This is a genomic window from Pseudodesulfovibrio aespoeensis Aspo-2 (genome assembly GCF_000176915.2).
Taxonomy (GTDB): domain Bacteria; phylum Desulfobacterota; class Desulfovibrionia; order Desulfovibrionales; family Desulfovibrionaceae; genus Pseudodesulfovibrio; species Pseudodesulfovibrio aespoeensis.
Genome location: NC_014844.1, coordinates 1,650,208 through 1,671,433, shown reverse-complemented (window position 1 = coordinate 1,671,433; position 21,226 = coordinate 1,650,208). Strand labels below are relative to the sequence as shown.

Sequence of the window (21,226 nt, the reverse complement as noted above, 5' to 3'; positions counted from 1 at the left end):
AGGGCGCATGCAGCGTAAAGCCCGGTTTCCCGACAGTTTCGACCTCATAGTGGTGGGCGCAGGCCATGCCGGATGCGAAGCCGCCATGGCCGCGTCGCGTCTCGGCCTCGCCACCCTGCTCCTGACCATCAGCATCGACCGCATCGGGCACCTCTCCTGCAACCCGGCCATCGGCGGGCTGGCCAAGGGCCACATGGTCAGGGAGATCGACGCCCTGGGCGGCATGATGGGGCTGTGGGCCGATGCGGCTGGCATCCAGTTCCGCACCCTCAACACCCGCAAGGGTCCGGCGGTGCGCTCCAGCCGGGCGCAGATCGACCGGGCCGAATACATGCGCGTGGTGCAGCGATCCGTTTTCGGCCAGGACAATCTTTGGGTGTTCCAGGACACCGCCGACAGCGTGCTGGTGGAGGGCGGGCAGGCGTGCGGGGTCAGGACACAGCTGGGCGAGACCATCAGGTCACGGGCCGTGCTGCTGACCACCGGCACCTTTCTCAAGGGGCTCATCCATGTGGGGCTCGACAATTTCAGCGGCGGACGCATGGGCGATCCCGCGTCCGGGCCGCTCTCGGGCAACCTGCGCGCCCTTGGGCTGACCCTTGGCCGCCTCAAGACCGGCACCACCCCGCGGCTGCTCAAGTCGTCCGTGGATTTCGACAGGATGGAGGCGCAGCCGGGCGACGATCCGCCCAAGCCCTTCAGTTTTCGCAACACCACAGTGCCGCTGCCCCAGGTCCCCTGCCACCTGACCTACACCAACCCCGAGGCCCACGAGGCCATCCGCTCCGGCTTTGACCGCTCGCCCATGTTCACGGGCGTCATCGAGGGCACAGGAGCGCGCTACTGCCCGTCCATCGAGGACAAGGTCGCCCGATTTCCGGAAAAGGACCGCCATCAGATTTTCATCGAGCCCGAAGGGCTGGACAACCCCGAAGTCTACCCCAGCGGCATCCCCACCAGCCTGCCGCTCGACATCCAGAAGCGGATGGTCGCGGCCATCGTCGGCCTGGAAAACGCACAGATCGTGCGCCCCGGCTACGCCATCGAGTACGACTACGCTCCGCCCACCCAGCTGCGCCCCACTCTGGAGACGAAAGTGCTGCCCGGACTCTATCTGGCCGGGCAGATCAACGGCACTTCGGGCTACGAGGAGGCCGCGGCCCAAGGACTGTGGGCCGCCCTGAACGTGGTCTGCCGGGCCACGGGCCGCGAGCCGTTCCTGCCCACCCGCGATCAGGCGTACATGGCCGTGCTGGTGGACGACCTGGTGACCAAGGGCACCCTTGAGCCCTACCGCATGTTCACCTCGCGCGCAGAACACCGCCTGCTCCTGCGCGAGGGCAACGCCGACGAGCGCATGACCCCGCTCGGGCGCGACCTCGGACTGGTGGACGACGAACACTGGCGACTTTTCACGACCAAGCGGGAGCGTCTGCAATCGGTCATTGAGGCCTTGCAGACCATCCGGGTGCGGCCCGACGCCGTCAACCGCGGGATCATGGAGCGGATCGGCGCGGCAGTGCCGGGCAAGGCCGTGGAGCTGGCCGCCCTGCTCCGGCAGCCGCAGGTGTCCATCCAGAGTCTGGCCGCCTTCCACCCCGCCCTGGCCGACATGGACGAGGAGGTGCTGACCGAGGCCGAAACACGCATCCGCTACGAGGGGTATCTCAGGAAACAGGAAGAACTGGTGGTCCGCTCCAGGCTGCTCGAAGACGTATCCCTGCCCCTGGACACGGACTATGCGACCGTCTCCGGCCTGACCCGCGAGGTGGTGGAAAAACTGACCGCGATCCAGCCCCTGACCCTGGGCCAGGCCAGCCGCATCTCCGGCGTCACCCCGGCGGCCATATCGTGTCTCGAAATCGACCTCAAAAAACGCGGTCTGTTGTGACAAAACCGGCATATGCGAGTATTGACATGACATACGCCACAGACTAATTAAGGAATCTGCAATCATTCCTGCGCACCGGGAGCCCATCCCGGCCAAGGAAGCAACAAAACGTCATTATTCAAGGAGTCTGGTCTTGGACGAAGGGTCTGATAGTCGATTATCCAATATTTTCAAGAAAATTTTCGGTTCCAACGGACAGCAGCTTGAGGAGCACATCCTCGAAGCCAGGGCCGAAGGGGAAATTGAGAACGAAGAAGTCTCGATGCTCCTGAACATATTGGATTTTGACGAGAAACATGTCTCGGAAATAATGGTCCCGCGAACCGACATGGCCTGCGCCGACGCAAGCAGCACGGTCGGTGACATCGCTGAAATCATCATCAACCAGGGCGCCCACTCCCGAATCCCCATCTTCAAGGAAACGCGGGACTACATCCTCGGCATCGTGCATGCCAAGGATCTCCTGCCGCCGCTTCTTGAGGGCCGCAGGGACATGCCCGTGACGAGCCTGATGCGCCCCCCGTTTTTCGTTCCCGAGGAAATGCGCCTGGACAAGGTGCTGGCCTCCTTCAAGCGCGAAAAACACCACATGGCCATCGTGCAGGACGAATACGGCGGCACCTCGGGCATGGTCACCATGGAAGACGTGCTTGAAGAGATCGTGGGCGAGATTTCTGACGAATACGATCAGGAACGGCCAGACGAAATCCTCGAAATCGAGGACAACGTGTTCATCGTTTCTGGCCGCACCCTGCTCGACGAGGTGTCCGACAAGTGCGGCTTCGAGCTTGAGAGCGGCGAGGTCGATTCCATCGGCGGGTATGTGGCGGCCATGGCCGGGCGGATCCCCCGCGAAGGGGAGGTCTTTCTCGTGGACAACAGGCAGTTCACCATTATCCGCTCCGACGAGCGGCAAATCTGGTCAATCCGCATCGACCCGATACACGAGTGACGGTGCTGACGCTCGTCCTGCTCGCCACCCTGGGGGCCTGGCTTGGGTTCGCCAATCCGGTCTTTCACTTTCCCCTGGCCGCCCTCGCCTTTCCTTTGGGGCTCGCCTGGATCGGCCTGCGGGCCACCTCCGGCAGGCACGCATTCAAATACGGCTGGCTCGCCGGACTGCTGGCAGGCACGGGCTGTTTCTACTGGATGGTCATCCCGGTCCAGATATACGGCGGCCTGCCCTGGTATGTGGCCATGCCCTGCCCGGCGCTCCTGGCGGCAGCGCTGGCCGTCTATTACGGCCTGTTCGCCGTGGGCATGCATCACGCCGGGCGGCACATCACCGGCATCCCGCTGTGCCTGCTCGCCGGGCTGTCCTGGGCGTCCATGGAGATGCTCACCGGCATGGTCCTGTCCGGCTTCCCCTGGATGAACCTGGCGGCGGCATTCGCGCCCTGGCCCTTTGCCGTGCAGGGAGCCTCGATCATCGGAGCCTACGGGTTGTCCGGCGTCCTGGCCGCCCTGGCCGTGGCCATCCTGCTCTACTCCACCTACCGCAGCACCCTGGTCTTTGCCATGGGGCTTGCCATCACGCTGACGGCCTTCGGGCTCTACAGGGTCAATGCCCTTGACAGCGGCACGGCAGACTTCACGGTCTCGGTCGTCCAGGGCAACGTGGACCAGGGCATGAAATGGGAGCCCCGATTCCAGGTCGAAACCATTGAGAAATATGCGGATCTGAGCCGCGCGGCCATCCGCGACCATGCACCGGGACTGGTGGTGTGGCCAGAGACGGCCATGCCTTTTTACCTCCAGGACGCCTCTTTGCTGAGCGAGGCTGTGCGCCAGCTGGCCCGCGAAACCAAGACGCCCATCATCACCGGCGCGCCCGCCTACCGGATCACCAACATGGAGCTGCGCACCTACGTGCTCTACAACCGCGCCTGGCTCGTGGACGACACGGGCCGCGTCCTCAGCTCCTACGACAAGGAGCATCTGGTGCCCTTTGGCGAATACATGCCCCTCAAGGAATGGGTGCCGTTCGAGAAGCTGGTCCAGGCCGTGGGCGACTTTGTTCCGGGCACTGACAATCGGCCCATCACCGTGGACACCGTTGCCCTCGGAGTGCTCATCTGCTATGAGGGGATATTCCCGGAGCTTGCCCAGAAACAGGTGGAACAGGGCGCGCAGGCCCTTCTCAACATGAGCAACGACGCATGGTTCGGCGACACCTCAGCTCCCCGGCAGCACCTCAACCTGACAGTCATGCGGGCCGTGGAACAGGGACGCTGGCTGGTCCGCAGCACCAATACCGGAATCTCCGCCTTCATCGACCCGGCAGGCCGCATTGTCGCCAGAGGGGAACAGTTCCAGGCCGAGAGCCTGAGCGCGGCCATCGCCCCCATCAATGAAACCACCGTGTTTCATCGGGTGTTCCCCTGGCTCGGTTCCGCCATATACGCCCTGACCGCCCTGTGCTTCGCCTGGGTAGGCCTGCGCACAAGAAACAACGCGAAAGGATAGTTTTCCCATGCTCGAATACCACGAACTCAAAACCATTTCCGCAGGACTCATCGACAAGTTCGGGACGCTTTGGGGGCGGCTTTGACTATGCCGAGACCAAAACCCGCCTCGAAGCGATAGAGCACCAACTCTCCAAGCCCGGCGCCTGGGACAAGCCCGGCGCCCTGACCCCGCTCCTGCGCGAGAAGACGCAGCTTTCCGACAAGCTCGCCATGTACGAGAGCCTGGCCCAGGCCAAGGACGACCTCGACGCATGGCTCGAACTGGCCCATGAATCCCGCGACGAGGAGGCCATGGCCGGGCTCGACGGCCAGATATCGGTCTTCAAGGAACGGCTGGGCATCACCGAGCTGGCCACCATGTTTGCCTTTGAGCACGACAAGGGCAACGCCATCCTCGAAATCCACCCCGGCGCGGGCGGCGTCGAGTCCCAGGACTGGGCCGAGATGCTGCTTCGGATGTACACCCGGTTTGCCGAGCGCAAGGGGTTCAAGATCACGCAGCTCGACTACCAGGTTGGGGAAGAGGCGGGCATCAAGAGCGTGACCCTCCAGATCGAGGGGCTCTATTCCTACGGCCTGCTCAAGGGCGAGAGCGGCGTCCACCGCCTCATCAGGATATCCCCCTTTGACTCGTCGGGGAGGCGGCACACCTCGTTCGCCTCGGTCGATGTCTATCCCGACATGGACGACGACATCGAGATCGAGGTACGCGACGAAGACCTGCGCATCGACGTGTTCCGCTCCAGCGGCCCCGGCGGCCAGAGCGTCAACAAGACCAGCTCTGCCGTGCGCATCACCCATCTGCCCACCGGCATCGTGGCCCAGTGCCAGAACGAGAAGTCCCAGCACCGCAACAAGGCCACGGCCCTGCGGCTGGTCAAGGCGCGCCTCTACGAGAGGGAGCTGCAGAAGATCGAGGAGAGCCGCAGGCAGGACTATCAGGCCAAGGGCGCCATAGCCTGGGGCAGCCAGATCAGGACATACACCCTGCAACCCTATCGTCTGGTCAAGGACCACCGGTCCAACAGTGAAACGGGCAATGTGGACGCGTTTTTGGACGGCGATCTTGACGCCATGATCAGAAACCATCTCCTTTTTGTCCATGCTCAAGGAAAACATGACTAATTTCCAGGAAGACGCGCTCATCTCTGAGCTGGCCGAGCTCCAGAAGGAGCTGCGCTTCGCCTTCAATCCAGACGGCGACTCGCCCGACGCGGTCTGGGTGTTCCGGCTCATCAAGGGACTCAAGCCCGATCAATGGGAGACCCTGGCCAGCAAATACGACCTGTACCAGTGGCTCACCCTGCCCATCGACGGCGACACGTTTCCGCACCTCAGGCAGTTCCAGGCGACCCTTGAGCGGCTGGCCTACCAGACCGACCACGACCCCCTTACCGGGCTGGCCAACCGCCGCGCCTTTGACCGGACCCTGGAAATCGAGGTGGAACGCTCAAGACGGGCCAAGACACCCCTTTCCCTCGCCTTGTTCGACCTCGACGACTTCAAGCGCATCAACGACACCTACGGACATCCCAAGGGCGACGAAGTGCTGATCGCCTTTGCCAGAAGGGTCAGTGAAACCACCCGCCGCTATGATCTCGCCGCCCGGTTCGGAGGCGAGGAGTTTGCCCTGGTCATGGCCGGATCGGGCGTGGTCAAGGCGCAGCGTCTGTTGGAACGGCTGCTCTCCGAGTTCCGGCAGATGGAATTCACCGCCCCGGACGGTTCCCACACCTTCTCCGTGACCTGCTCCGTGGGCCTGACCTGCTTCAAGGGGACCGTGGACCTGGAGCCGGTCGAGCTGGTACAGATGGCGGACGACGCCCTCTACGAAGCCAAGAACGCTGGCAAGGACCAGATCAGGGTCTCCAGACTGCCTTTTGCCGACAACGTCCCAAGCGACACGCTGGTCCACGCAAACGAAAAGCAATTCCTGTTCGGCGGGAAATAACGGAGACAGGACATGAACCGAAACAACACATTGAGTCTTTCCGTCATGAGCGGCAAGGGCGGTGTCGGCAAGACCAACATCATCCTCAATCTCGGCTATGCCCTGCATCTGGAGAACATGACGGCCATGCTCATGGACTGCGACCTTGGACTGGCCAATCTCGACGTGCTGCTGGGCATTTCGCCCGAACGCAACTTGCACGACCTGCTCCAAAACGGCGTCAAAGCCGAGGACGTGCTGGTCTGCATCGAAAAGGGTTTTGACATGCTCCCGGCCACCAGCGGCATCCCGGAGCTGGTGGAAATGGACGAAGACCTCCAGGACATCCTGTTCAAGAAGCTCGTGAACCTGGCCGGGGAATACGACTACCTGATGCTCGACCTGGGTGCCGGCATCAGCAACACGGTCCTCTCATTCGCCACCTTGACGCAGCTTCGGATAGTGATCGTCACCCCTGAGCCCACCTCCCTGACCGACAGCTACGCCGTGATCAAGGTGCTGGCCACCCAGCGCGACGTGAAGGACTTCCTGGTCATCGTCAATCAGGCCACCTCGGCGAGCGAGGCGAAACAGACCTTTGACAGACTGGCTGCGGCCTGCAAGAATTTCCTGGGCATCGAACTGAGAAACCTCGGGTTCATCCACCAGGACCGGACCGTGGTCGAGTCTGTCAGGCGCCAGACCCCGCTCATGAAATATGCCCCCAACTCCCCGGCTGCCAAAGATATTTATGCCCTGGCCAAAAAGATCATCCGTTACCGGGAGGACAACCGCGAGCGCATTTCCGGCAGACCCATCCTGAAGGATTTTCCCTCTTTGTGATTAATGAAATAAGGGGTTGACGAAAAGAGCCATTTTTTGGCATAGTTAGTTAGTATTCCGCTGGAGAATCATTTTTTTGTTTCCTGGCGGGATGAATTGTCGTTCCGCGATAACCTAACGCTTCAGGGGGAAACCATGAACAAGAGCGAATTGATCAAGGCTCTTTCAGAACAGAAGAAAATGCACGTTGACGAAGCCACCAAGGTGGTCGGAGCCTTCGTCGATTCCGTCAAGGAAGCGCTCCTGCGGGGCGACCGTGTCGAGATCAGGGGCTTTGGCAGCTTCAAGATCAAGGACTACGAAGGCTACACCGGGCGCAACCCCAAGACCGGCAGCGTGGTCCAGGTCCGTTCCAAGAAGCTTCCCTTCTTCCGTCCGGGCAAAGAGCTGAAAGAGTTTATCAACGATTAGGATGCGACGAATTCTCTTCTGCCTGCTGCTGGCGGTCGGCCTGCTTCATTGCGGTCCCGCGCAGGCGCAACCCGTTCTGACCATCCTCTATACGGCGAACACGTATGGCACTGTCAGGCCATGCCCATCCTGAGGCGGACGAACCCTTGGTGGCGTGGCCCGGCGGGCTACGTATTTTTTTGATGTGCATACATCAGAGGCGCCCAGGCTGCTGGTCTCGGGCGGATGGGAATTCATGAATCCCGATGGCACAACGCCCGACACACGAGTCCTTGAGAGCCTGATGCAGGCCTATGGGCTCCTGCGCTATGACATCGGGCTTGCCGGACAGTCCGAGGCCCAGACGCTGGCCGGCCTGGGAATAGAGCCTGAACCGGTCAGGCAGACCGCTGAAAACACTCCCTTCACCGTGATCGAAACAGCGTCCGGCGATCGGATCGGTTTCATCCGCTTCCCTTCCCTGCCGCAGGGCAAGGACATCCCGCCACAGCGGTTGATCGAGAACATTTCTCGGCAAATCAGGCAGGAGCGCGCCTCGGTGCGCCTGATCGTGGCCCTTTCCGACTGGGGCTGGGTCGGCGAACGCGAGTATCTGGCCCAAAAGCCGGGCTTTGTGCCCGACATCCTGCTGGGCAGCGGGCGCGGTTCCGGTGTCAACGGACGCATCGAGGCCAATGGCCGTTGTCTTTGGGTCCGTCCCTATGATAAGGGACAAACCGTGAGCCAGATCCAGGTCCAGAGCTGGCCGGAGCGCACCGCCTCGTTCAAATGGTCGGAACCGGGCACCATCATGCCGACCACCATCGGCCTTGGCGACCAATATGATGACAACCCGGACGTGAGCGCAATCCTCCAGTAGGAAAACCGCCCAGGCCCAGGCCCACACACTCAGGAGGAATTGTTTTATGGAATTCAGAGGAGCATTTACCGCTCTCTCTACCCCGTTCAGGGACGGCGCCATTGACGAGGCCGCCTACCGCGAATTCATCGAATGGCAGATCGAGCAGGGCATAGACGGGCTGGTACCCTGCGGCACCACCGGCGAAGCCGCCACCCTGACCCACGAGGAGCAGGGACGCATCATCAGGATATGCGTCGAGCAGGTGAAAGGCCGTCTGCCGGTCATCGCCGGGGCCGGGTCCAACAGCACCAAAGAGGCCATTGAGCTGACCAGCCTCGCCAAAGAGGCCGGTGCGGACGCGACATTACAAATCACGCCCTACTACAACAAACCCACGCCCGAAGGGTTGATCGCCCATTTCAAAGCCATTGCCGACAAGGTTTCGATCCCGTTCGTCATCTACAACGTGCCAAGCCGAACCGGGCTGAACCTGCTGCCCCAGGATCTCAAGCGCATCGTCGATGCCGTGCCCCAGGCCATTGCCGTCAAGGAGGCCACGGGCAACATGTGCCAGGCCGCCCAGGTGGTCGAATACTGCGGCCAGGGGTTCCAGCTCCTGTCTGGCGACGATTTCACGGTCATTCCCCTGCTCTCCGTGGGCGGTCAGGGCGTCATCTCGGTCATCTCCAACATCATGCCCAAGGCCATGAGCGACATGTGCAGGCTCTTCATGGAAAAGGACCACCAGGGAGCCATTGACCTGAGCTTGAAGATGGCCCCGGTCATCCGCGCCATGTTCATGGAGACCAATCCCATACCGGTCAAGACCGCGCTGCGCATGATGGGCATCTTCCCCAGGGCCGAATTCCGCCTGCCCATCGTCCCCCTGCGGGACGAGAACGTCCCCAGGCTCGAAGCAGTGCTCAAGGAAGCCGGGCTCCTGTAGTTTCCCCCATGCCGCCAGGTCAAGGCGCGCATCATCAGTACACCGCCAGGGCGGGGCAGGAGACTCCTGCCCCGCCCTTCTCTTGCGAATCCTCTCCGTAGACGCACAGCGCTGGGACCGGGCCAGGAAGAACTGCTCATCTTTTCTCACCGGGATTGCAACGCATGGATTGTGCATCTTGGCACAAGCCCCCTCCCCTGCCACGACTCACGAGAGACCATGCAAGAACAGCAACCGCGCCGTTCACAGGACGTGAAAAGGCCCGCCAGCACAACGCTGACGGGCCTGACTTTGCGCTATAACCAGCAGGCTGGGCCGTGTTAGGCCTTGAAGCCTTTCTCGAAACAGGGCACGACCTGCTTCTTGCGGCTCATGACGCCGTCCAGCCACACGGACTTGCCGGTGGCCTTGACGCCAAAGGCTTTCTCGACAACCGACGGGTCGTCGGAAGCGATGAGCATCTCGGTGCCTTCCTTCATGATGTCGGTCAGGAGCAGGAAGACGGAGTGACGGCCATCAGCCTTGACCTTCTCGATCTCGGCCTGCAGGGCGGCTTTGTGGGCGTCCAGCATGGACAGGTCGACAACTTCCAGCTGGCCGATGCCAACCTTCTTGCCGGACATGTCGAAGTCCTTGTAGTCGCGGAAGACCAGGGCTTCGGGGGTGGCGCCGTCAACGGCGGACTTGACCTTGAACATCTCCATGCCCAGAGCCATGGTGTCCTTGACGCCGGCGATCTTGGCCAGGGCCTCCACAGCGACCTTGTCGGCGTCGGTGGTGGTCACGGACTTGAACATGACGGTGTCGCTCAGGATGGCACAGAGCATGATGCCGGCGATGTTGGCCGGGACTGCCACATTGTAGAAATCGTACATGTTCTTGATGACGGTGGCGGAGCAGCCCACGGGCCAGACCCACATCTCGAGCGGGTTGGAGGTGGTGACATCGCCCAGCTTGTGGTGGTCGACAACAGCGACCAACTCGCCCTTGTCCAGGTTGTCGATGGTCTGGGAGATGTCGGTGTGGTCGACGAGGATGATCTTCTGATCGGTCGCGTCGGTCACGATGGCGGGGGCGGAAAGACCGAACTTCTTCAGCACAAACGCGGTCTCAGGAGCGATTTCGCCCTGGGTGATCGCCTTGGCGGCCATGCCGCGTTTGGTGAAAAGATCGGCGACAGCAATCGCGGAAGCGACGGTGTCGGTATCGGGGTTCTTGTGTCCTACAACCAGAATAGCCATATCAAGTCCTCCTAATTGATTAGTCCTGAACTCAGGATAGTACGCCAGCGAAAGAGAATGTGACGAATATCACAATCAACCCCGGCTGCCAAGCTAAAACCTGCCCCAAAAGATGAAAATCATGAAAAGAAATATTCCCGCCGCCAAAACGGCATAGGCACGCTTGAGCCTGAGCGCCATGAGGCCTCCCAGGGTGGCCGCCACCCAGAGGTGGGGCCAGGTGACGCCGATATCCAATCGGCTCGGATACAAGGCAAAGAAGGCCTTGAACGCATACATGAGTGCGATGACTGCCACATAGAAGGCCAGCCCGGACAGGACAAAGGTCCGACCCACCGACCGCATGACGATCAGCGAGGGCAGGTGCGGGTTTTTCGGATTGCGCACCCAGTTGAGCAGCCGATTGTAGTTGCTCCGGTCCTGCTCCCTGAGCAGCGCTTCAAGACGGGTGCCGAGCCAGGCCAGGGGCATGCTGGCAAAGAGCACGAAACTGATGCGCCCGGGCTGGTCGAGGCCGAAATACGTCGTCAGGGAAAGGGCCACGAAGGTAGCCACCGTCAGGTGCGGCGGGATGTAGGTGCCGACCGGGATGAGATCAAGCCAGAAGAGTTCGAAGAAGATGGAGATGCACAGGCTTGTTTCCATGTCGCCCGTGGCCAGGCCCCAGAACAGGCCAATGACCAGGGGGCGTTCTAGCAGCCCGATGGTCAGCGCGAATCTGAAGAGGGAGAACAGGGCAAAAAAAAAGCGACAAGGGCAAACCAGAGGAAAGGATTCGACAAGGCCACGACTAGAACCTCACCTGCACGGGATCGTTGGGGACACAGCGGAAATCCAGGGCCACCCCACGTCTGGAGAGCTGCTTGAGGCACCCCTCGTCCTCGGTGGAAAGGGCGACGCTTGGCGATATTTGCCGCTTTCCGGGACTGTAGTGGACGTTGCCGATGTTCAGGACATCATAGGCAAATCCGGAGTCATACGCCCTCTTGGCATCGGCACAGTTGGAAAAAAGGACGAGAACTCCGACCGTCTCGCGAACCGAATGGTAACGGGCCACAGCCTCGACCACACCCTCCACCCCGACAAAGGCGCTCTTGACGGTCTCCGGGATGGCCAGGGACATGATCTCCTGCTGGAGGATGTCGGCAGCGAGCTGGTCATTGGCCACGACCACGGCGGTGGCCCCGGTGTAGGGCAGCCACGTCTCGATGATCTGGCCGTGGATAAGACGGTTGTCGATGCGCACCAGGGTCATGGCTTTGCCTTGTCTGCCGCCCGTTTGCGCAGCATGGCCCCTGCCACCTTGATGCCCTGCTGCCCGGCCCCCATGGCCTTGTCGGCCAGGGCGTCGAGTTCCATGAGCCGCGACGAGAGCGTGGCGATCAGCATGGGCAGGTTGACGCCGGTGATGACCTCGAGCCGCTCCGACTTCATCAGCGACAGGCTCATGGTGGTCGACGAGCCGCCAAAGAGATCGGTCAGCGCGATCACGCCCCTGCCGCTCTCCACGGATTTGATGGCCTTGCGGATAGCCTCCATGGATTCGTCCACCCCGGTGGAGACGTCCACGCCAACGGCAACGCAATTCTCCTGCGGTCCCAGCACCATGACCGCCGCCTGGAGCAGCCCTTCGCCAAAGGTGCCGTGGGTGACCAGCACCACGCCGACCATTGCATTCTTGTCATTCTTATCATTCTTCGCAGCCATGACTATCCCAGTTCCATATGTCTGTGTTCAATGGTGACTGCATACCCTTTTTCCTTCAGCGTCGCCAGCACGGACTCGGCCACGCTGACCGAACGGTGCCTTCCGCCCGTACACCCCAGAGCCAGGGTTATCCTGTAGCGGCCCTCGTCGGCGTACAGGGGCAGCACATAGGTGATGAATTCTAAAAATTTCTCATTGAATTTGGCCCCGACCTCGCTGCCGAGCACATAGTCGGCAATGGCCTCGTCCAGCCCGGAAAGCGGCCTGAGGGATTTGTCGAAATAGGGATTGGGCAGAAAGCGCAGGTCAAAGACGAAATCCGCCTCGGACGGCACGCCGTACTTGAATCCGAAGGTGATGATGTGCACGCGCATGCCCCGCCCCAGCTCCTCGATGGCCGACCATTTGGTCTGGATGACCCGGCGCAGGTCATGGACCGAATAGTCAGAGGTGTCGAGCACCAGTTCCGCGTTGGCGCGGATGGGGTCGAGGAGCGATTTCTCCTGCTCCAGCGCCTGCTCAAGGCCCAAGGACTGGCTCTCCAGGGGGTGCGGCCTGCGGGTGGTGGCGTAGCGCCGCATGAGTACGCCGAGCTTGGCTTCGAGAAAGAGCACCTGGGGGGTGATGCCCATGTTGGCCAGCTCCTCAAGGGCGGTGTCCCACCCTTCCAGAAATTCCGGCTGACGCATGTCCATGCCCAGCGCCAGCCCGCGGTACTTGGAATCCTGCTTGAGGATCAGATCGGCGATCTTCGGAGACATGCCCGACGGCAGACCGTCGATGCAGAAGAAGCCGAGATCCTCGAAGACCTTGAGCGCCGTGCTTTTGCCAGAGCCGGAAATGCCGGTCACGACGACCATGGGAAAGGTGTTGGCTGGCGTCACTGACATGGCTCCTGCACAGGCTAGACCTCTTCGAGGAGCTTCCAGAGCGCCTCGTTGCTTTCGGCCTCCATGAACTCGCGCCGGAAGGCCTCGTCCTTGAGCACCCGGGAGACCTGGGCCAGGATGCGCAGATGCATGCCTGCCACCTGCTCAGGGGCGAGCACAAGAAAGAAGATGGCGCACGGCTTGTGGTCCAGGGCCGCGAAATCGACCCCTGAGACGCTCCTGCCGACCACCACAATGACCTGCTCCAGGTCTTCGAGCTTGCCGTGGGGGATGGCGATGCCGTCACCGATGCCCGTGGTGCCGAGGTTTTCACGATCAAGAAGGACACGGACCGCGAGGTCCGTGTCCATCTCTGGATATTTCACGCCCACCGGGGCGAGGAGTTCTTCAAGCACCTCCGGCTTTGTGGCGGAGGCGAGGTCATAAAGGACGAGGTCCTTGTCCAGGTAATCACCGAGTTTCATGCTTAGTTTCCAGGATCGATCAGACCGAAGTCGCCGTTCTTGCGCTTGTAGATTACGTTCACTCCCTCGGTCTCGGCGTTGAGAAACACGAGGAACTCGTTGTCAAGGGTCTCCAACTGGAGGGCCGCCTCGTCAACGGACATGGGCTTTGGTTCATAAGTGTCGGTGCCGACTATGGTCGGCCCGGACTCTCCGGGAATGCTCCCGTAGGACAGGAAGTTCATCTGGACCTTGTTGCCGCGCGCCTGCTTGGTCCTGTCCTTGATCTTTTCGCGCATCCGTCGCATCTGGGCTTCCAGCTTGTCGAGCACCATGTCGATGGTCGAGTACATGTCTTCGGAGTCTTCATAGGCGGAAATATGGATGCCGTCGGCATTCAGGATGATATCCGCCTTGTGGCGGAACTTGTCGACCAGCAGGTTGACCTGGAGGTCGGCCTCCGCGTCGGAAACATACTTGCCCACCTTTTCAAAACGCTTTTGCGCATAGCCCTTGAGATGATCGGACGGCTCAAAGTTCTTGAAAGTGAAGCTTATGTTCATACATTCCTCCTGGTTGAACGTGCTGAAAGCCTGCCTTAGAAATACTGCTTTCTCTTGGAAGACGACGCTATGCCCATGGCGGAGCGGTATTTGGCCACTGTGCGGCGGGCGATGTTCACTTCGAGCCTCTCCTGAAGTATCTCGCCTATCCGCTCGTCGCTCAAGGGTTTTTTATGGTCTTCCGCGGCGATCATCTGCTTGATGAGCGCCTTGACACTCTCGGAGCCTACCTGGGAGCCGTCATTGAGATCCAGCGCGCTGTTGAAGAAAAACTTCAACTCGAAGATGCCGTGCGGTGTGGACACGTACTTGCTGGTCGTGATGCGGCTGACGGTGGACTCGTGCATCTCGATGTCTTCTGCCACCTCCTTGAGGATGAGCGGTTTGAGTCTTGTCACGCCTTCCTCAAAGAAATCACGCTGAAAGCGGACAATACTCTCAACTACTTTGTACAAGGTTCTCTGCCTCTGGTACAGGCTTTTCATCAGCCAGGCGGCAGATCGCATCTTTTCCTGGAAATACTCTTTTTCCTTGTTCTTGGCCCCCTGCATGGTCTCCAGGTAGAAAGAGTTCATCTGGAGCCGGGGCAGCCCGTCCTCGTTGAGGATGATGACAAAATCCTCGCCGTACTTGTAGACGAAAACATCCGGGCTGACATAATGGGGTTCGGCGCTGGCGTAGTGGGAGCCGGGCATGGGGTCGAGCGTCTGGAGCTGTTCGATGTACTCCTTGAGCTCGTCCATGGAAATCTTGAACTTGCGCGCCAGGGGCTTGAAACGGTTCTTCTCCAGGTCTTCCAGGTGATCGCGGACCAGGGAGACCAGGATCGGATCGTCGTAGCCAAGCACCTCCATCTGCACCAGCAGACACTCCTGCGGGGTGCGCGCCCCAACACCCACCGGGTCGAGCCGCTGCAACCGCCGGATAACCGACTCCACCTCCTCGGGCGTGGCGGTGACCATGCTCATGATCTCTTCAATGGTCGCCTGGAGATACCCGTTGTGGTCGAGGTTGCCGACCACCACATCGCCAATGGCGACCTCGCGCTCGGTGAAGTTGGAGAGCCGCATCTGCCAGTTGAGATGCCCCTCCAGGGTCGGCTTCGAGGCCAGACGCGCCTCAAAGGAAAGCCCCTCCTCAGGAATCTCGGAGTCGCGGGCCGTGGATTGTTTGGATGTGCTGGAGAACTCGCCGAGATAGTTTTCCCAGTCCGCAGTGCGGACAAGCTCCTCCTCGGCCTGGGATTCAGTCAACTTCTCAGGTTCGCGAATCTCGGTCTCGACTTCGGTCTCATCGAGAAACGGATTCTCCATGAGTTCCTGCTGGACCGTCTCCAAAAGCTCCAGTCGCGAGAGTTGCAACAGCTTGATGGCCTGCTGCAACTGCGGGGTCATGACCAGCTGCTGGGAGAGCTTGAGTTGCTGCCTGAGTTCCAATCCCATATTCTAAGCCTCTCGGACCAGAGTCATCGCGACTGCGTTCCGGGGGTTCGTTTCACTTTATTTCACCATCACATGCGATTCTTGGTTCAGACACTGCCACACATCACAAAAGGACGCAACACAATACTTATAACCCACTGTCGCGTCTCGATTAATACCAGAGAATACGCCACATGAAAAAAGTGTACCAATGATTCACCCTGGTGTAAATCGCCAAGAGCGGAAGGATGGGGAAAAAGGGGATCAGAGGCGGAAATCCTCGCCAAGATAGATTTGGCGGGCGCGGCTGTCCTGCACTATCTCCTCCGGGCTGCCCTCTAGAATGACCGACCCTTCGTACACGAGATAGGCACGGTCGCAGATGTTCAATGTTTCACGCACGTTGTGATCGGAGATAAGGATGCCGATGTCCATGCTTTTCAGGACCGAGATGATCTCCTGAATGTCGATGACGGCAATGGGATCGATACCGGCGAAGGGTTCGTCGAGCAGGATGAACTTGGGGTCCATGATCAGGGCGCGGGCGATCTCGAGCCTGCGCCGCTCGCCGCCGGAGAGAAACATGGCCGCCTGATCGGCCAGCTTGGTGATGGTGAACATCTCCATCAGCTCGTTGGCCCGTCGGTGTTGGGCCGCAGGGGTCATGGCCGTCTGCTCCAGGATGATCTGGAGGTTCTGGCGCACCGTGAGTTTCTTGAAGATGGAGCTTTCCTGCGGCAGATAGCTCACGCCCATGCGGGCGCGCTCGTGCAGGGGCTTGTCGGTCAGGGGCACGCCGCCCAGCGACACATGCCCGGTGTTGGGCTTGACGATGCCCACGAGCATGTAGAACGTGGTGGTCTTGCCCGCCCCGTTGGGGCCGAGCAGGCCGACCACCTCGCGGGTGTTGAGTTCGAGATTGATCCCGTGCACGACCTCTTTCTGGCCGTACCGTTTGGAGAGGTTGGCTGCGATGAGTCCGACGGCCATCTACTGCACCTTGATCTTTTCGGGCGTCAGGAAAATGGCCTGGACCCGCTTGCCCTGGCCGCTCACAACCTCGCTGCGGTTCTCGCGCACGAAAAAGTTGATGACATTGCCGGTCAGGCTGTTCGGCCCGTCCTTGAGGATCGGGTCCTCCTCCATCTTGAGAATCTGCTCCTCGACCAGGTAGGTCAACTTGCCGCACGATCCTTCGGTCTTGCCTTTTTGGGCGCGCACGTCGCCCTCGGCCACGATCCGATCGATGCTGTCCACGGCGAACTTCTTGCCGCTGCGTGACGAGAAGAAGGCCGAGAGCCGATTGGCCCACAGGGTCAGTTCGCCGTGTACGGCCACCACGTTGCCCACAAAGGAGACGACCTTGCCGTTCTCATCGTAGGTCATGCGGTCCGAGGTGATTTTGACCGGCACCTGGCTCGGGTCAACGCCCACCTGGATGGGTTCTGGCGGTGTGGAGGCCACCGGCCCCTTGACCGCGCCCTCGCCCTGCACCCCTGCTTCGCCGCTTCGCGCAGGCTTGGCCGCAACCGGCTGGTCCTGACCGGTCAGGGCAGCAGACACTTCTGCCGCCGCTTCTCCTGACGCTTCCCCTGACGTGTCTCCTGACTCTTCCGGCTGCGTGTCATGGAGGGGAGCAGGCGCGCCCGCCGTCACCGGCACGAGATACTTGGCGTTGGCATAGCCCATGGCCCGCTTCTCGCTACGCTCGGTCTCGTTGACGGGAAAAATCGCGTACCAACCGTCTCTCAGAAAATCGACCTTAACCCGCTGGCCCTTGGCCAGGGTGACCACATGCTCGCTGCGGGGCGTGCGGTCCTCGCGCACGTTGAGCGTGTTCGCGGCCTCGCGTATCTCGCCCCAGTCTGCGGCCTGCGCCACCGAGGCGAACACGAGCACGCACAGGGCCACCGTGAAAAATCTGCCTGTCATATTCATCAAAGCCTTACTCCCTGCCCTGGTCCAAGAACGGGCTTCCGTCAAATCCCTTGGGCGCAAACAGCGCCTCCACCCCTCCGGCCGCCTTCAGTTCATGGGTGACCAGATCGATCTCCACAGCTGCCGCCTTGAGCGTCATGTCGGGCCTGCGCACGGTCACGCCGCCCTTGAGATAGACCTTGTCGATGGCTCCAACATAGTCGAGATGCGCCGCGTCCAGGGCAAGCGAGCCGAACCGCCCGGTCACGTTGTCGTAAAGGGTCAGGTTGTCGTTGGGCTGATCGACCTCACCCCGGTCCGCCTTGACATAGACCTCCTGCCGGTCCACCCCGAAATAGGCGGAAAGCTGCGGCCTGTCCACGCCGACCAGCTTTCGCTCCTGGTTGTACCGGGCCGATGTTGCCAGCAGCTTCCAGGTCATGGCGCCCTGGGTGCCCTGCACCAGTTCGATGTCCTCGGCGGAGATATCCGCCTCGTCAAGGAGCTGCGCCCGGGACTTGCCCTCCACCGGCTCCAGGGCCGTGGGCTCGATGATCTCGTCGGAGAAGAAGACGGCCTTGACCGCGATGCCCAGGGCAAGGCCCACCAGGAAGATCGTGACGAGCAGCAGCTCGGGACGCCTTTTCATCTACTCCGCCCACTGTTTCAGCGCGTCTTCCGTAAGCCCCCTGGCCTGCATGATGAACGAGATGGCCTCGCGTACCGCGCCGTGTCCGCCGGGGCGGGTGGAGACCCAGTCGGCTGCGTCAAGCACCTCAGGCTGGGCGTTGGGCACGCACATGGCCAGCCCGGCCTCGCGCATCACGGCCAGATCGATCCAGTCGTCCCCCATGAACGCCGCCTCGCCGGGACTGACCCCGGCCTTTTCGCACATCTCAAGAAAATGGGGAAGCTTCTTGTGGTTGCCCGGATAGTAGTGAACGATGCCGAGTTCCCTGATGCGTTTGGCCACCGGCTTCTGGTCCAGACCGGTGATGACGCCGATCTCCAGCCCCACGGACTGGGCCAGCTTGATGCCGAAGCCGTCCTGGACGTTGAATCGCTTCATGACCAGGCCGTCGGCATCGTAGTACAACCCTCCGTCGGTCAACACGCCGTCCACGTCGAGCACGAGCAGCCGTATTTTGCTGGCCAGCGCCATGACGCCATCATCCATTGTTCAACTCCCAGATAGCCTTGAGCCGAACCAGCAGAGACTCGATTTTATCCAGCGGCAGGCTGTTGGGACCATCGCACAACGCTGCGTCCGGGTCGGGGTGGGTCTCCAGAAACACTCCGTCGGCCCCGGCGGCCACTGCTGCGCAGGCGAGCACCGGCACGTATTCACGCTGCCCGCCGGATGCTCCGCCCAGGCCGCCGGGCAACTGCACCGAGTGGGTGGCGTCCATGATCACAGGCACGTCGAATTTGCGCATCTCCGGGATGGAGCGCATGTCCACCACCAGATTGTTGTAGCCGTAGGTGGAGCCGCGCTCGGTCAGCCACACCTGCTCGTTGCCGGAGGCGCGGACCTTTTCCACGGCGTTTTTCATGTCCCAGGGGGCGAGAAACTGCCCTTTCTTGATGTTCACGATCCGCCCTGTCTGCGCCGCTGCCACCAGCAGGTCGGTCTGGCGGCACAGGAAGGCCGGGATCTGGAGCACATCCGCCACCTCGGCCACACGGGCCGCCTGCTCGGGGCTGTGGATGTCCGTGACGATGGGCAGCCCTGTCTCGCGCTTGACCTCGGCCAGGATGGCCAGCCCCTCGTCCATGCCGGGGCCGCGAAAACTCGTCACCGCCGTGCGGTTGGCCTTGTCAAAGGAACTTTTGAAAACCAGGGGCAGGCCGAGCCTGTCGGCCACCCCGGCCAGGACCCGCGCCGTCTCAAGGGTGATCTCCCTGTTTTCGATGACACACGGTCCGGCCAGGACAAAGGGACCCGACCGGCTGGCCCTGTAGAGTTCGCAGATTGCCAATTATTTGTCCTTTTTCGCCTTTTCGTTCTTGGATGCCTTGATAAAATCCCGGAACAGCGGATGGGGATTCATGGGGTTGGACTTGAACTCCGGGTGGAACTGGCAGCCCAGGAACCACGGATGACCGGGCAGCTCCACGATCTCCATCAGGGATTCGTCCGGGGCTGTGCCCGAAAAGACCATGCCTTGCTCCACAAACTGATCGATGAAGCGGTTGTTGAACTCGAAACGGTGGCGGTGCCGCTCGTCGATGTTGACCGTCTGGTAGGCGACGTGGGCCACGGTGTCCTTCTTGATCTTGCAGGGGTAGGAGCCCAGGCGCATGGTGCCGCCCTTGTCCGACTCCTCGCACCTCGTCTCGGTCTTTCTGGTGCGGAAGTCGTACCATTCCTTCATCAGATAAATGACGTTGTGCTCGGTAAGCGGGTCAAACTCCTCGGAGTTGGCGCCCTCAAGCCCTATGACGTTGCGCGCGAACTCGATGCACGCGCACTGCATGCCAAGGCAGATGCCGAAAAAGGGAACCTTATTCTCGCGAGCGTATCTGATGGCCAGAATCTTGCCCTCGATGCCGCGCGAGCCGAACCCGCCGGGTACGAGGATGCCGTCCAGGCCCTTGAGCTTTTTCTCGACGTTCTTGGGCGTCACCTTCTCGGAGTTGACGTATTCGAGCTCCACCTTGACATCATTGGCCACGCCGCCGTGGATGAGCGCCTCGTGCAGGCTCTTGTAGGCCTCGGTCAGGTCCACATACTTGCCGATGATGCCGATTTTGACCGACCCCTTGGGATTCTTGAGCCGGTCCACGAGCCTTTCCCACGGGCCGAGTTCCGCGTTCTTGGCGGGCAGCTTGAGGAGGATGGCGATCTTCTGGTCAACGCCCTCCTCGTAGAATTTCAGCGGCACCTCATAGATGGAGGAGACGTCCACGCCGGTGAAGACCGCATCGCGGTCCACGTCGCAGAACAGGGCTATCTTGCGCTTCAGGTCCTCGTCCAGCTCCACCTCGGAACGACAGATGATGATATCGGGCTGGATGCCCACGCTGCGCAGTTCCTTGACCGAGTGCTGGGTGGGCTTGGTTTTGAGTTCGCCAGCGGCCTTGATGTAGGGCACCAGGGTCAGGTGGATGTAAAGGACATTCTCCTTGCCCAGGTCGTTCTTGAGCTGGCGGATGGCCTCCAGGAAGGGCTGGCCCTCGATGTCGCCCACAGTGCCGCCGATCTCGATGAGGGCCACGTCCTCGTCGGTGGGCAGGCCGACCACCGCTTCCTTGATGGCGTCGGTAATGTGCGGGATGACCTGGACCGTGCCGCCCAGGTAGTCGCCGCGCCGCTCCTTCTGGATGACCGAGTAGTAGATGGAGCCTGAGGTGTAGTTGTTCTGCTGGGTGAGCGCCTTGCCCAGGTAGCGTTCGTAGTGGCCCAGGTCGAGGTCGGTCTCGGCGCCGTCGTCGGTGACGTAGACCTCTCCGTGCTGGAAGGGATTCATGGTCCCTGGGTCCACGTTGATGTAGGGGTCGAGCTTCTGGATGGTGGCCTTGAGCCCTCTGGCCTGGAGCAATGCCCCGATTGAAGCGGCGGCCAGCCCCTTGCCAAGGGAGGACAAAACACCACCGGTAATAAATATGAATTTGGTTTTCATATGCCAGCAAGCCCCTTCGTTATACTTGAATTGTAAGGAAAAATGACGAGCAACCCCATGATCCGTCCATGTTGACTGACAAGTCCCGGAC

23 protein-coding genes are annotated in these 21,226 nt (G+C 61.0%); 9 read left to right on the top strand and 14 right to left on the bottom strand.

Translation table 11 applies throughout. The features are described from left to right. Nucleotides 1–7: 7 nt before the first annotated feature. The 9 genes from mnmG (at nucleotide 8) to dapA (ending at nucleotide 9,330) form a co-directional block, all read left to right on the top strand. Nucleotides 8–1,891 (top strand): tRNA uridine-5-carboxymethylaminomethyl(34) synthesis enzyme MnmG, encoded by a 1,884-nt coding sequence (mnmG, locus tag DAES_RS07505; RefSeq protein WP_013514432.1) that lies wholly within the window; start codon nucleotides 8–10, stop codon nucleotides 1,889–1,891. 133 nt (nucleotides 1,892–2,024) lie between these two features. Next, nucleotides 2,025–2,843 (top strand): hemolysin family protein, encoded by an 819-nt coding sequence (locus DAES_RS07500; protein ID WP_013514431.1) that lies wholly within the window; start codon nucleotides 2,025–2,027, stop codon nucleotides 2,841–2,843. Between the two features lie 2 nt (nucleotides 2,844–2,845). Further along, a complete protein-coding gene (gene lnt / locus DAES_RS07495; protein ID WP_041271384.1) occupies nucleotides 2,846–4,357 on the top strand; it encodes an apolipoprotein N-acyltransferase in 1,512 nt (503 codons plus the stop codon). Nucleotides 4,358–4,364: 7 nt separating this feature from the next. After that, a protein-coding gene (gene prfB / locus DAES_RS07490) for a peptide chain release factor 2 (protein ID WP_173358451.1) occupies nucleotides 4,365–5,484 on the top strand; the annotation gives its coding sequence in 2 pieces (ribosomal slippage) (nucleotides 4,365–4,439 and nucleotides 4,441–5,484; 1,119 coding nt in all). Continuing rightward, nucleotides 5,477–6,310: a GGDEF domain-containing protein gene (locus tag DAES_RS07485; protein ID WP_013514428.1), complete on the top strand. Its 834-nt coding sequence runs from the start codon at nucleotides 5,477–5,479 to the stop codon at nucleotides 6,308–6,310. Before prfB ends, DAES_RS07485 begins: the two co-directional genes overlap by 8 nt. Before the next feature lie 12 nt (nucleotides 6,311–6,322). Continuing rightward, nucleotides 6,323–7,132 carry a MinD/ParA family protein gene (locus tag DAES_RS07480; RefSeq protein ID WP_013514427.1) on the top strand — a complete coding sequence of 270 codons (810 nt, stop codon included), beginning with the start codon at nucleotides 6,323–6,325 and terminating at the stop codon, nucleotides 7,130–7,132. A 135-nt stretch (nucleotides 7,133–7,267) separates the two neighbouring features. Then, on the top strand, nucleotides 7,268–7,543 hold the full coding sequence (locus DAES_RS07475) for an HU family DNA-binding protein (protein WP_013514426.1): 276 nt from the start codon (nucleotides 7,268–7,270) through the stop codon (nucleotides 7,541–7,543). A 1-nt stretch (nucleotide 7,544) separates the two neighbouring features. Further along, nucleotides 7,545–8,402, top strand: coding sequence for a UshA-like (seleno)protein family 2 (locus DAES_RS16935; protein WP_420705206.1), 858 nt, complete (start codon nucleotides 7,545–7,547; stop codon nucleotides 8,400–8,402). A 46-nt stretch (nucleotides 8,403–8,448) separates the two neighbouring features. Next, complete coding sequence (dapA, locus tag DAES_RS07465; protein ID WP_013514424.1) at nucleotides 8,449–9,330, top strand: 4-hydroxy-tetrahydrodipicolinate synthase; 882 nt, start codon at nucleotides 8,449–8,451, stop codon at nucleotides 9,328–9,330. Between the two features lie 320 nt (nucleotides 9,331–9,650). Here dapA and DAES_RS07460 read toward each other — a convergent pair whose 3' ends face one another. The 14 genes from DAES_RS07460 to DAES_RS07395 form a co-directional block, all read right to left on the bottom strand. Next, a complete protein-coding gene (locus tag DAES_RS07460; RefSeq protein ID WP_013514423.1) occupies nucleotides 9,651–10,571 on the bottom strand; it encodes a manganese-dependent inorganic pyrophosphatase in 921 nt (306 codons plus the stop codon). Nucleotides 10,572–10,664: 93 nt separating this feature from the next. Beyond that, nucleotides 10,665–11,306, bottom strand: coding sequence for a PTS sugar transporter subunit IIC (locus tag DAES_RS07455; RefSeq protein ID WP_269077529.1), 642 nt, complete (start codon nucleotides 11,304–11,306; stop codon nucleotides 10,665–10,667). Nucleotides 11,307–11,361: 55 nt separating this feature from the next. Then, nucleotides 11,362–11,826, bottom strand: coding sequence for a PTS sugar transporter subunit IIB (locus tag DAES_RS07450; RefSeq protein WP_013514421.1), 465 nt, complete (start codon nucleotides 11,824–11,826; stop codon nucleotides 11,362–11,364). Then, nucleotides 11,823–12,278: a PTS sugar transporter subunit IIA gene (locus DAES_RS07445; RefSeq protein WP_013514420.1), complete on the bottom strand. Its 456-nt coding sequence runs from the start codon at nucleotides 12,276–12,278 to the stop codon at nucleotides 11,823–11,825. Before DAES_RS07445 ends, DAES_RS07450 begins: the two co-directional genes overlap by 4 nt. A gap of 2 nt (nucleotides 12,279–12,280) precedes the next feature. Next, on the bottom strand, nucleotides 12,281–13,162 hold the full coding sequence (gene rapZ, locus DAES_RS07440) for an RNase adapter RapZ (RefSeq protein WP_013514419.1): 882 nt from the start codon (nucleotides 13,160–13,162) through the stop codon (nucleotides 12,281–12,283). Between the two features lie 20 nt (nucleotides 13,163–13,182). Beyond that, nucleotides 13,183–13,632 carry a PTS sugar transporter subunit IIA gene (locus tag DAES_RS07435; RefSeq protein ID WP_013514418.1) on the bottom strand — a complete coding sequence of 150 codons (450 nt, stop codon included), beginning with the start codon at nucleotides 13,630–13,632 and terminating at the stop codon, nucleotides 13,183–13,185. A 2-nt stretch (nucleotides 13,633–13,634) separates the two neighbouring features. After that, nucleotides 13,635–14,174, bottom strand: a complete 540-nt coding sequence (gene hpf / locus DAES_RS07430) for a ribosome hibernation-promoting factor, HPF/YfiA family (protein WP_013514417.1) — start codon at nucleotides 14,172–14,174, stop codon at nucleotides 13,635–13,637. Nucleotides 14,175–14,209: 35 nt separating this feature from the next. Beyond that, nucleotides 14,210–15,616, bottom strand: a complete 1,407-nt coding sequence (gene rpoN, locus DAES_RS07425; protein WP_013514416.1) for an RNA polymerase factor sigma-54 — start codon at nucleotides 15,614–15,616, stop codon at nucleotides 14,210–14,212. A 243-nt stretch (nucleotides 15,617–15,859) separates the two neighbouring features. Next, entirely contained in the window at nucleotides 15,860–16,585 is a 726-nt protein-coding gene (lptB, locus tag DAES_RS07420) for an LPS export ABC transporter ATP-binding protein (RefSeq protein WP_013514415.1), read from the bottom strand. After that, the gene (locus tag DAES_RS07415; RefSeq protein ID WP_157864822.1) at nucleotides 16,586–17,527 is read right to left on the bottom strand and encodes an LptA/OstA family protein; all 942 of its coding nucleotides are present in this window, start codon (nucleotides 17,525–17,527) and stop codon (nucleotides 16,586–16,588) included. A gap of 13 nt (nucleotides 17,528–17,540) precedes the next feature. Continuing rightward, a complete protein-coding gene (gene lptC, locus DAES_RS07410; RefSeq protein WP_013514413.1) occupies nucleotides 17,541–18,161 on the bottom strand; it encodes an LPS export ABC transporter periplasmic protein LptC in 621 nt (206 codons plus the stop codon). Continuing rightward, on the bottom strand, nucleotides 18,162–18,689 hold the full coding sequence (locus tag DAES_RS07405) for a KdsC family phosphatase (protein WP_013514412.1): 528 nt from the start codon (nucleotides 18,687–18,689) through the stop codon (nucleotides 18,162–18,164). Next, a complete protein-coding gene (gene kdsA, locus DAES_RS07400) occupies nucleotides 18,682–19,491 on the bottom strand; it encodes a 3-deoxy-8-phosphooctulonate synthase (protein ID WP_013514411.1) in 810 nt (269 codons plus the stop codon). Before kdsA ends, DAES_RS07405 begins: the two co-directional genes overlap by 8 nt. Beyond that, the gene (locus tag DAES_RS07395; RefSeq protein WP_013514410.1) at nucleotides 19,492–21,135 is read right to left on the bottom strand and encodes a CTP synthase; all 1,644 of its coding nucleotides are present in this window, start codon (nucleotides 21,133–21,135) and stop codon (nucleotides 19,492–19,494) included. It lies immediately after the preceding gene. Nucleotides 21,136–21,226: the final 91 nt, after the last annotated feature.